General features: G+C 35.4%; 8 protein-coding genes. All 8 read left to right on the top strand.

The window, feature by feature from the left end; all coding sequences use genetic code 11:
- The first annotated feature begins 13 nt into the window (after nucleotides 1-13).
- The 8 genes from LEP1GSC049_RS224220 (at nucleotide 14) to LEP1GSC049_RS224255 (ending at nucleotide 12,431) form a co-directional block, all read left to right on the top strand.
- Complete coding sequence (locus LEP1GSC049_RS224220) at nucleotides 14-595, top strand: c-type cytochrome (RefSeq protein WP_000878639.1); 582 nt, start codon at nucleotides 14-16, stop codon at nucleotides 593-595.
- 5 nt (nucleotides 596-600) lie between these two features.
- Entirely contained in the window at nucleotides 601-1,824 is a 1,224-nt protein-coding gene (locus LEP1GSC049_RS224225) for a hypothetical protein (RefSeq protein ID WP_004756124.1), read from the top strand.
- 11 nt (nucleotides 1,825-1,835) lie between these two features.
- Nucleotides 1,836-2,315 (top strand): E-cadherin-binding lipoprotein adhesin Lsa16, encoded by a 480-nt coding sequence (lsa16, locus tag LEP1GSC049_RS224230; protein ID WP_004756147.1) that lies wholly within the window; start codon nucleotides 1,836-1,838, stop codon nucleotides 2,313-2,315.
- A 611-nt stretch (nucleotides 2,316-2,926) separates the two neighbouring features.
- Nucleotides 2,927-3,409: a DUF4952 domain-containing protein gene (locus LEP1GSC049_RS224235; RefSeq protein ID WP_004758169.1), complete on the top strand. Its 483-nt coding sequence runs from the start codon at nucleotides 2,927-2,929 to the stop codon at nucleotides 3,407-3,409.
- Nucleotides 3,410-4,284: 875 nt separating this feature from the next.
- Nucleotides 4,285-7,095, top strand: a complete 2,811-nt coding sequence (locus LEP1GSC049_RS224240) for a TonB-dependent receptor plug domain-containing protein (protein WP_016560321.1) — start codon at nucleotides 4,285-4,287, stop codon at nucleotides 7,093-7,095.
- 1,332 nt (nucleotides 7,096-8,427) lie between these two features.
- Nucleotides 8,428-9,042, top strand: a complete 615-nt coding sequence (locus LEP1GSC049_RS224245) for a hypothetical protein (protein ID WP_000529881.1) — start codon at nucleotides 8,428-8,430, stop codon at nucleotides 9,040-9,042.
- Between the two features lie 1,254 nt (nucleotides 9,043-10,296).
- Complete coding sequence (locus LEP1GSC049_RS224250; protein WP_004756160.1) at nucleotides 10,297-10,845, top strand: glutathione peroxidase; 549 nt, start codon at nucleotides 10,297-10,299, stop codon at nucleotides 10,843-10,845.
- 725 nt (nucleotides 10,846-11,570) lie between these two features.
- On the top strand, nucleotides 11,571-12,431 hold the full coding sequence (locus tag LEP1GSC049_RS224255) for a ChaN family lipoprotein (protein WP_016749759.1): 861 nt from the start codon (nucleotides 11,571-11,573) through the stop codon (nucleotides 12,429-12,431).
- Nucleotides 12,432-12,457: the final 26 nt, after the last annotated feature.

The following is a 12,457-nucleotide window of genomic DNA, read 5'->3' as shown; positions in this document are numbered from 1 at the left end:
AGCAGGGACAAGAATGAAATATTACAAATCTCTAATTTTCCTTTTGGCCGCTGTTCTTTTTTGGAATTGCGAGTCCAAAACTCCTCCTCTGGAATATTTTCCCGACATGGCTGATTCTCCTGCAAGAGAAGCGCAGGAAGCCGATCCGATCGCACACGACGGGGCAGCTTCTAGAATCCCTCCAAAAGGAGCGGTGCCGGTAGGATATTATCCGTACGAATATTTAGGATTGGATGTATCACAATTACCTAATAAAGGACTTGGAAATCCTTTTAAAGACGATTTAGCAAACCTTCAAAGAGGAGAGGCAAAATATCAGACGTATTGTTCTCCTTGCCACGGTGTGAGAGGAGCGGGGAACGGAACCATCGTAGGTCCGGCTCCAAGAATCGGATTTCCGGTTCCTGCCGTGATTTCTCCTAAAATCCAAGGATATTCCGACGGACAAATTTATCACGTAGTTACAGCCGGATGGGGAAGAATGAAAAGTTACGCTTCTCAGGTTTCTCCCGAAGACCGTTGGAAGATCGTTCTCTACGTGAGAAAACTCCAAGAATACGAAAATAGAACTAAAAAAGACGTGGTTAGGAATTAAGAATCATGGAAGTCAAAATCGAACAAAATCTGATTAACTTCAAACTCGACTCTAAAACTCGAAGTGCCCTTTTTGGGATGATCGGGATCGGAGTTTTGAGTTTACTCATTGGGTATTTTACCTTGTCCCACACACCGCCTAGACATGAAGGTGGGCATTCCAATCCGGCTTGGTCTGCATTTTTAATCGGAACTTTCTTTATCACTGGAATTTCGCTTGCGGGAGTTTTTTTTACCGCGGTCAGTCATATCACTGGAGCACATTGGGCCGTTACAGTTCGTAGAATCGCAGAAGGATACGGATTGTTTTTGCCGGTGGTCGGGGTGTTGTTATTGATCACTGTTGTTGGAATTCATGATCTTTACGAATGGAGTCATTCAGAAGTAGTTGCACATGATCATTTACTTCAGCATAAAAAACCTCTTTTGAATATTCCGTTTTTTGTGGCTAGAATGATTCTTTTCGGAGCGGCTTGGTCCACGTTTGGTTGGTTCTTTTACAAACGTTCCACAAAACAGGACGGGGACAAGGACGTTTCGCATACACAGTTTAACGCTCGTTTGGCGGGAGGATTTATTGTATTCTTCGCGCTTTCTTTTTCACTCGCTTCTTTTGATTTGATCATGTCTTTGACTCCTCACTGGTTTTCTACAATGTTCGGAGTGTATTGTTTTGCAGGAGCGTATCAGACCGGGCTTTCTACTCTTGTAATCATGATCTACTTTCTAAAAAAGAAAGGTTATCTTGGAAATCTGGTAAATGAAAACCATATCCACGATATAGGAAAGTTTATGTTGGGGTTTTGTACCTTCTGGGCTTATGTTGGGTTCTCCCAGTTTATGTTGATCTGGTATGCGAACATTCCGGAAGAAACTTTCTTTTACGAACAAAGATTAACTGGTGGTTGGGAAGTGATTTCTTATTCTCTTCCGTTTATTAAATTTGTATTTCCGTTTTTATTACTTCTCAATCGACCCAATAAGAGAGATATAAACGTTCTCGTAAAAATTGCACTTTGGATCGTGTTTACTCAGGTGATTGAAATTTATTGGTTGGTATTTCCGGCAAACTTTGAAAATTTTCATCTTTCCGGATTGGTTTTGACCTTTGGTACCGTAATTGGATTTATCGGATTGTTCGGGTTCGTGGTTTTAAAAAGATATGAATCCGCTCCTTTGATTCCTGTCGGAGATCCTAGGTTAGATCAGGCTTTGCACCATCACCAATAAGAGGAAGAAGAATGAAAAGAAATATTACACTCATCGTTCTGTCAGTTGGGGCCGCTCTTCTTTTGGGAGCGTGTTCTAAATTAGCCCAGGTAACCAATCATAAAAATTGTGATCCTTCCTTACTCAATGCATCTCTGGAGCCGACGGTTCCCATTTTTGCGGATGCTGATTCTACTTCTGTAGTAAAAGAAAGGGTAACTCCAGGTTCAATTGTAAGGGTTTATGATTATAGAAATCACGAAGCAAACCCAAAACCTTTTGTACGCGTAAAAACTGAAAAAGTAGAAGGATGGATGAATCCTCGTTGTTTAGTAGTAGGACAGGACCCAGAAAAGTCTGTTTTTACTTGGGGTTATCGTAAGGACTATGTTCACTTTTACAGTCCGGATGATCATGAACACTATCCTAATGGATACGAATTTGAGGATTATGCATCTCTTCCAAAGGATAAGGTTCCGTTGGCGGAGCTTGCTCCTGAGTTAAAGAAGTAAGTTTAATTTTTAAGTTAAAAAATCCATGCCGCTTCGAAATGGGGTATGGATTTTTTTTATATTTACGAAACATCATAGAACGTTTCCGTAAAAAATTTAATGGCCGCGTCCCTCCCCGGTTTTTTCTATAAAATATTATATTTCTCTAATGCCAATAACTTGACCTCGAATTGCTCGCGGTTGTATTGAATTTTGAAAGGGATAGGACTTACGAGTTTCCGTTTGATGATTTTCTAAATTACGGAATTTTAACATTATAAAATAACTATATCGATTTTTTGTTCTACTTTGTTTTTTTACTACGTAATTGAGATTTTATCCTAGATGGCAATTTGCAGGAGTTCCCACGTTTCAAATGGTTAGGTTTTAGGACGTTACATTACAAAAGTTTTTCCGATTTTATCATAACGATAACGGCGCGGAAGAAGTTCGAGTTTTACAGTTTGTTTAAAAATGTGGAAGTTCCCACATTTTCAGGTTTTGGGACAAGATCTGAAAATAATACTGATCTCTAAAAAATTGATTACCGTTAATTTTATCACAAAACGCTGGTTCTATACAAAATGATAAGTACTTTATTATATGGTTATAATAATAGGAGTTCATCGTTTATGACGATAAGTTTAAAGATTCAAAGAAAACAACCCATAGTGTTTTTGCTCGTTCTATTTTCTGCGATATTGGTGAGTGCAGAGATCGTTGCACATCCTCCTTGCGGCGATTTTTTAAAACTACATAATAAAAAGCCAAAGTATCTGGAGTTTATCCAATGCAAAAAAACTCAGAATGCTCAAATTCCGACGCTCCAAGCTGCGTATCGTGTAAAAGGAAAATACGCCTCCGAAGTGGAAAAATATTTAATCAATATGTTTGGAATGCAACCTCTTAAATTCGTTTGCTGTATCTGGGAAAGTGTCCCGAATCAGAAAGGAGAACGTTACGGGCATTATAAAAATCTTCATTATAAAAATGATTCGGAATCGTATTATACGGTTAGTATGGGTACTGAAGACACTTTGCACAGTGAACGCGAGGATTGGTACAAAATCGATTGGTTTTATGTTACAGTTGAGTTACTTCTGGAGTCTCCATAAAAATTATACTTTGCGTAAGTTATCAGATTAAAAATTCATTTTATAGAAATTTCTGCAAGTATCTTTAATTGTCGAATGGATTTCGACATGAATACAAGCTTAAGCGGAGTCATCAGTTGGACTTTGATCTGTTTTCCCGGAATTCCGAAGATGTTTTTTATCATTGATGATTATATACAAAAGAATTATGAGAAAAATTTCTTATGTTTAATTTAACGTGAGTTCGGTCATAATTTATTTTTCTGAAAAAAAAGTCGAAATCTGAACTTTATAATCGATTTAGACTATAAAGATTTTATGCTCGTTAAAAAGATGAGCGAAACATACCTTAGATTATAAAATGGCTATTTTATTTATATTCGAGTTATTATAGTCATTGGGATAATTTTAAAAATGATTTATAAATTCGATTTTTTATAAAAACAAAATAGTTGCTTCATTAGAAATTTCTATAAAATGGATTTTTAATTTTGTGACGGTTTTACAAAGCAGATCTTGTTCAAAAAACTTTAGGACGATGATTCTTTTTAGATTTTGCAAAATTATTTTTAGAGAATATTTTGAATCCTTAAATTTCTGCTGATTCTTATCAAATTGAGTGTTCTATACTTTTATTATAAAGTTATGTTTTATTGCAAAATACCGGGTGTTTTATTTTATAGTTTTGAGTGAGATTTATCATAAAAAATGAATATTCTTTCTTTTGAAATCAAGTTGTGGTATTAAACTAAATATATAAATTCCACTTCTTTTCGCAGTTTTTTTTGAAATTTTTGGAAAAGAAACGCGTCTGTCTTTGGTCAAAAATCCTGTATCTAATAAAAAACAAAAGCGTAGATGTTTACAATAATTTGTACAAGGAAAATTTGCAGTATATGGGCAAAGACAAAACAGGAGTTAGTTTGAATCTAATCAATCGTAATTTTATAATTTCTATTTTTATTCTTTTCTATTCTACTTGTTGGGTACAATCCTTATTTTCTAAAACTCCAGTACGTTTAAAAATATCTGCAAATTCTAAAACGGATCAGCCTGTACAACTTTTAGTGAGGGGAAAAAATTTTGAAAAGAATATTACTTTTTCCGATGTTCGGGAAACTACGATAGAGTTACCGGATCAAGGAAATTACGAAACCGTTCTTATTTGGAAAAGCGGGTTTACCGAGAAAAGAACGGTTAATGTAACACAAAATGATTTTAATATAGAATTCACTTCTAATCCTAATAGTTCTGCAGATTCTATCAATGTAACTGCAAAAAGACCGGAGGCTCCTCCAAACTATACGCTGAGTCAAGAAGATGCGGTTAGAATGCCGGGAGGTTTTGGAGACGCTCTTAAGGCGGTTCAATCCATGCCGGGGATTTCTCCTATGTATCAGATGTATACGGGTGCGAGTTTTCAGTCTGCAATTCAAACTTTTAGTCAAGTAACGAATCCGGACAAACCCGATAAACCGAATGGCGAAAAAGGTTTTTTAGTAATGCGCGGAGCTGGGTCCCGTGCAAATCAGTTTTATTTTAACGGTTTACCTATGAGTTATCCATTTCACGCGGACGGGCTCACTTCTGTAATTAACAACAACGCCATTCGTTCCTTGGAGTTGTATTCTGGTTCTTATTCTGCTAGATATGGGTTTGCTACGGGAGGAATCATCAATATAGAAGGGTTTCAAAAAAGAGATTCAAATTTATCGGTCGCTCATTTGAACGCTTTTTTAACCGATGTATACACATATCGTAATATTACAAAAAACTTTAATGTTTCCGTATCTGGTAAAAAGTATTATCCAAACATCGTTTTTGGAAGGGTTCCCAATTTGATTCCTACGGAAACCTTTTTATCGGATTACAACGATTATCAGGCTAGGATTGGTTGGGATATTAATGAAAATCATTCCATATCGTTTCAGACTTTTGGCGCAAAGGATAAACGTTATCCGTTTAAAGAACTCAGTCAATACAATCCTAAGGAAACCGCTCAATCGTTTGCCAATCCTCCTTCTGCTGCGGATGCCGCTAGGCTGGATCGTATTTTTAGAACCGACGGAATTCAGCATATTTGGAAACCTAAAAGTTCCATTACAAATACGTTTAACGTTTCCAGAAACTATTTTAACGAAGTTACTGAAAACGGTTTGGATATGTTGGTTCTAGACATCGCTAAAATAGGTTATCCACCTTCTTTATACAAAAGGGTTCAAACGATTCAAAACGAGTACTTTAACGATTTAAGACAGATAGAGAATGTTTCCGAAGTTGAATTATTAAAACGAAATTGGAAGATTGTTTTCGGTGGTCAGTATAGAGAAGTAGACACTGGTTACAAGGGGAAGGTTTCTCAGATAAATCTGGATCCTACGTATAATTTTATCCATCAACAGTTACTCAATTCTTCAGATGTAAAATCTGTTTTGGAAGGTGATTCCGTTAGAACTAGGCAAATTGGTACTTTTTTTGAAAATAGATTTAAGTTTTATGATTTCAATTTAAATCTAGGAGTAAGAAGGGAATACTACGATAAATCGAGAGAATGGAAAACGGCTCCTCGAGTTGCGATCAGTAAAGAGATTGCTTATACACAATCTAGAATTTTTGCGGGATATGGTAAACACTTTCAAGCTCCCGCGGACGTGAGTCGATATTCCGCCAGAACTGGAAATCCAAATCTAAAAATGGAAGAATCCGATCACGCTGAAATTGGATGGGATCAGAAAATAGACAATTTTTGGAATATTAAAATAGAAGGATATCAGAATACGTTTTCTAATCTTTCCATTGCGGATCCTTATGCAATGGATCCTTTTTCAAGAAATAGGGATCTAATGCGGGAAAGTTTAGATCCTAACGCTGATCTTTCTTTAGTTAGGCGTTCTAATTTAAATTATTCTAATTCGATGACTGGTTATTCCCGCGGGGTGGAAGTTTTTATTAAAAAGGAACCTTCTGCCGAGTCTGGTTTGTATGGATGGATTTCTTATACAAAATCGATTACAAAAAGAAATCGAAACTTGCCTGAGCTTACTAAACAGGAATATTCCTCCTGGCTTTCGGAAAGTTCAGCAAAAGATTTGATTCATCAGGAAAACACGGATCATTATTATGCGAACTTTTATAGAGACGGCAGCTACGACGTTTTATTCAAAAATTCTAAAGAAGAGTTATACGATTTTGATAGAACTCATATGTTTAACATGGTGATCGGTTGGAAATTTGGAGAGAAGGCGCAAATCGGTTTAAGGGGTACGTATTTAACAAATTATGCATATACTCCCGTGGTCGGATCAAAAACTATCACTTCTGAACAGCTTTCTTCTCAGTTATTTCCTTCTGCCGCCCCACCACCTCCTTCTTCGAGTTCGAGCTCCAGTTCCTCCCTTTTTTCTATTTATCAACCGGTTTATTCGGACATGCTTCGTTCCGCTAGACTTCCTCACTATCATCAATTTGATTTAAGATTTGATCGTTTTATTCCTACTAGCTGGGGAAGGATCACTGCTTATTTTGAACTTGTGAACATTACCGGAAGTAGGATTGCGGTAAGCGCAGATACTTTTGTTCTGATTTTTCCCTTTGTGCCTGGAACCAATCCGGAAACTCAATATATTTATTTAAATGGTTTACAGTCTTTAAGAACTGAGAAGAATAAAATTCCCTATCTGAATTTTGGAATTGAATTTAGATTTTAAATTTAACGTTTGGTTTTGAAGTTTTACTGTGAAATTTAGATTTGTTTTAAGTTCCCACATTTTATTTTCTGCGTAAAAATCGGGTTCTATAAAACGAAGACTTTGCATCAAACTCAGATTATTCGGAATTATATAATAAAGCACTCAATTCTCTACACATCTATCCTGTGAATTCAGAGCAATAAAAGTTTGGGCGAATCCGTCGTTGCCGGACCCGCGCTTTCAGCTTCAGTCAATCAATTGCATGAAAAAAACGTAATACGATATTTCGCCTTAAGTTATAATATAGAACGCGACTCGAGAAACTAAAGCGAATGCCTCTCTAGGGATCGCGTTGGAAACTCAACACAACGCTTTCCTATGGGTCGCGTTGTGGGGTGGTTATGATGGGAAGCGATGCATTGAGTTTAGGAAAGAGTTCTGCTGAGGTCTCAATCGCTTTCACGTTGGATTATACCGAAAACGCGTTAACCGATACATAATCGCAGCATTTACGAGTATTCAATTTTGTAGAAATCAGTAGGAGGTAAAAAATTTCCAATCTTTAGTAGTCAGGTTTCGTGAAGAACATAAAAAAAGACGACTTTTCAACGAAAATAAAATAATCGTTCCTAGATTTTAAAAAGTGAATGGAACTAATTTTAAAATTAGTACTTTATTATAATAACAATTAAACAATGGAATGAATTCAAATATTTTTTATATCAAACTAATGTAGGAACTACTGCAATCTCGATCTTGCGGTTAAGTTTTGAAATTGTGGGAACTACTACAATCTTGATCTTGCGGTTAAATTTTGAAATTGTAGGAATTACTACAATCTTGATCTTGCGGTTAAGTTTTGAAATGTGGGAACTACTGCAATCTCGATCTTGCGGTTAAGTTTTGAAATGTGGGAACTACTACAATCTTGATCTTGCGGTTAAGTTTTGAAATGTGGGAACTACTACAATCTTGATCTTGCGGTTAAGTTTTGAAATGTGGGAACTACTACAATCTTGATCTTGCGGTTAAGTTTTGAAATGTGGGAACTACTACAATCTTGATCTTGCGGTTAAGTTTTGAAATGTGGGAACTACTACAATCTTGATCTTGCGGTTAAGTTTTGAAATGTGGGAACTACTACAATCTTGATCTTGCGGTTAAGTTTTGAAATTGTAGGAACTCTCACGTTATTTCCGATCATAGAACTCAGACCGGTTGAAAAAAAACTATGGTTTCAGTAGAAAGTTTTTAAAATAAACTAAAAATTTGCTAAAAAAACAACGTTCTTTGCCATCGAAAAGAAAAAGAATGGAAAATGATTCTACTTTAGAGGATAATCGTTAACCTATGGGTCAAAAGAAAAGTCACTTACCTGAGACTAGAAATCCGGTCGAATTGATGGAATTTCTCTCGAAAGAAATGGAACATCCTTCTTTTGACGAATGGCTTTCTGAACTTGCAGATAAAGCAATCGAAAACGACAAATTCGTGTGGAGTTTTTTATATCAAGTGATGCGTGATGTGGATTCAGGTAGGCTTTCATGGGGTTACCACAAACGATTGCTTTCCGGTGTTGTTCAAATTCTTTCTAGGGTGGGGGACAGCCGTGCTTATCGTGTGATCATCAATTACGTCAAATCTCTGGATCGCCAAATTCCGATTGGAGCGTTAGAATTGATCAGCGATTTGTTGCCTTCGTTTTCGGAAGTGGATCTGGATGAGATTTTAAAAATCGCTACTCATCAGGATTCACTTAAATCCGCATTTGGAATTTTAGCAATTTTGCAACTGATTGTTCAGGGAAAACTTCCGACCGAAAAGGTGGAAGAGACAAAATTGTTTCTTAAAAATTATAAAAACTATGTTTATTATTTGGATTCGGCGATAGAACAGTCTTTGGATTATCTGGAAGCACAAGAGGAACCGAATCTACTTACTTTCTTCAACGAAATCGCAGTATAAGCCACTAAATTTTAAAATTTGTGAGAACTCATACAAAATTCTTATCATACATTTGAAATTTGCCAGGAATTCCAGACTTTTAAAAAGAATCCCTGTTCTATTCGGCAATATGTTCGGTGTAAAAAATCCATAATTCTAAAAAAAAGTTAGAATCTGCACTTTGCAGATCGATTCTTAAAATGTGGGAACTACCACGAATTTATAAAATAGAAGTTTATCATAATTGAATCTGTCGTAGGGAACTTCTCACGAAATTTAAGTTTGTCCGTAAAATGATGTGAGGAATTACTACAAATCACGATTTTACAAACAAATTTTAAAATTGTAGGAACTCATACTTTTAGAAAGTTCTTTCTCATTTCCTTACGCTGCTTGAACTTACGTTATTTACAAATCCGATTGGTTTTTATTTTAACGTGAGTTCGACGCAAGAAAATCAGGGCGAATCCGGCTTGCCATAGGCAGCCGGACCAGGCTCTCAGCTTCGGTCAAGTTATTGTGAAACTACAGAATCAGATTCAATTTTCATAAAATACCAATAACTTGACCACGCATCGATCCCTTTCGCGTTACGCCCTGCTCACGTTATTTTAGTATTTTTTAATATTCTATTTCTAATTTTTGGTCTGTTTATTTATTCGGATGTATGAAAATAATACAACGTTGGGCTTGTTTAAAAACTTAAAATGTAGCCTCTCTTTCAAAATGCCAACGATGCTGGGTCAGACTTAATTTTTGAGAATTTTTGCATCTTTTATAAAATTGACCATTCACTTTTGGTCTTATTTTTATGTGTCCGAATAGTAAATGTTCGCAGATTTTTGAATCATTTACTTTTATTGATTCAATTTTTATAATGCTCTCTAAAGTTTTAGAACAATGATTTAATATAGTTTGTGGAGGAAAAAATTTCACTATAAACTATATTTGTGAGAGTTCCCACAGATTTTGGTGCCTTGCAAATTTTTAAACGTTCATTTTTTGCCAATTGAGTTGTTGAAAAAATCCATATTTACAAACGATTTTCCCCATTCGTTTTCATGAAAAAAACGGAAGAAGATTCATTTTAACAACTTTATTGGAGTTCTTACATTTTATTTTTTGCGGAAAAATTAGGTTTCATAAAACAAAATCTTACGCCCTGCTCACGTTATTTAACGTAGAATAGATGGTCTTTCTAAAACTCTAATTCAGAAAAACGATTGAAGTAAATAAAGGTTTGGATTTAAATTTAGGAAAGAAGGAGCCGATTTTATGTATTCAAAGTTTTTCATTTGGTTTATGACTTTAGGAATTTTTTTTCCATTAGCCGGGGTTTTTGCAAAAGAAAGCTTTTATGATTTTAAAGTAAAAGACATTAAAGGAAACGAAGTGTCTCTTTCTAAATATAAGGGAAAGGTAGTAATGGTGGTGAATGTAGCTTCTAAATGTGGTTATACCTATCAATACGAACATCTCGAAAAGGTTTATAAGAAATATAAGGATCAAGGGTTTGCAGTAGTAGGATTTCCTGCTAATAATTTTGGAGGCCAAGAACCAGGAACTGATCAAGAAATTGAAACGTTTTGCAGAATTCAAAAAGGAGCCAGTTTTGATATGATGTCTAAAATTTCCGTCAAAGGAAAGGACATTCATCCTTTGTATTCTTATCTGATTCAAAACTCTCCGAATCCGGGAGACGTGGAATGGAATTTCGAAAAAATTCTAATATCAAAAAACGGAACGATAGAAGCGAGATACCGTTCTTCTGTTGAACCTGATAGTTCCACAGTGGTTCAAAAAATTGAAACCCTATTAAAATGATCACATTGAGTTTGAAAAAATCTTCTTTAATAAAATTTTTAAATTTAAGATCTTTATAAAGTTCTAAATTACTGAAAACTTTAAAATGAGATCTTTGAGTTTATGTTTAAGATTAAATTATATTTCAAGGTTATAGAATGAGATCTCCAGTATTTTGTATTGAAACAGGGCCTTGCGATTAAAATCCATGATACTTAATTTATAAGTATCTGTATCTACAAAGCAAGTTATTTGATTGTCTTAAAATTTATGGAAAGTCCATTTTATTTAAATTTTTATAAGTTATCTTGGAAAAGATTTAATTTAGAACTTTGGTTTGACAATAAAATAACGTGAATGAACGCGAAAACGATCGATGGTAGGAGACTTAAGCATGCTCTTTCGAACTAAAGCGCTTCACTTTCTGAACTCAAATACATCGCGGGGCGCTCTGGAAACTAAATCAAAACGCTTTCTTAAACTAAAGCCGTCTCGCTTCTTGAACTCAATGTATCGCTCCTACGGATCGCGTTTTAAATTGAAACTATATACGATATGTTGTATCATGTTTCTTATATACAATTTATTGACTATAGCTGAGTTCGGCTTGTTTGTAGCAGCCGGATTTGCTCCGGTTTTCTTACGTTAAAATAAGAGAATTTTAAGATGATACTACGTAAAGTCTTTGTTTGGTGATAGTAGGAGGTTCAGTGGGTGCTACTTTAAAAAAAACTTTCATAGTATTTATGTTCATTACGTTAGGGAATATAAATCCTATATTTTCGGATAAAAAATCGGAGACTAAAGAGATCCCAGTGCCAGTGTCCATCCAAAACGGGTCGACCGGAAAAATTGTAGATCCGGAAACGATTTTTAAAACATTAGAAAATTATGATGTTTTGATATTTGGAGAGGAGCACGATGACGTCGTTGGACATAAAATTCGTCTGGATTGGTTTCAAAAGATCGCTTTAAGAACTCCTATCATTTTATCTTTGGAAATGTTGGAAAGGGATCAGCAAAAAACTTTGGATGAATATCTGACCGGTCAGATCACGGAAACTGCTTATTTAAATTCTCTGACTCTTTGGCCCAATTATATTCGAGATTATCACCCTTTTATCAAATTTGCAAAAGAACATAAAATTCCAGTGCTTGCGTCTAATGTTCCTCGAAAATATGTGAATTTAGTAGCTTCTAATGGACTCGAAGCGTTGTTTCGGATTCGTTCTGTGTTTTTACCTCCTAAATATCTGATCCGCAAGTTTTCCCAAGAAGGTTACGAGATTAAAATTAAAAATGCTCTTAAAAAACATCCAGGAACCGGTTCGGAAAATCGATTTATAGACGCTCAATATCTTTGGGACACAGGAATGGCTGATTCGATCGCGAATATTTCTTTGATGAGAAATAGAAAAGTGATTCATATTAACGGCCGTTTTCACAGTGACGAGGGATTTGGCGTTCCTCATAGGCTTAGAGAGTTCGGTTTGAAGATTCTGTCGATTTCAATGTTTCCTTTGAAGGAAGGTGATGTAGTTCCGACCGAAATACTAAAGGGTTGTGATTTTACAGTGGTTACGGAAAGGAGAGAAAAAGAGAATTAAATTGCTTGTCTGGAATTCGTAAATTT

The sequence above is a fragment of the Leptospira kirschneri serovar Cynopteri str. 3522 CT genome, from assembly GCF_000243695.2.
Lineage (GTDB): Bacteria > Spirochaetota > Leptospiria > Leptospirales > Leptospiraceae > Leptospira > Leptospira kirschneri.
The sequence above is the reverse complement of the archived record's forward strand: the minus strand, read 5'-3'. Positions and strand labels throughout refer to the sequence as shown.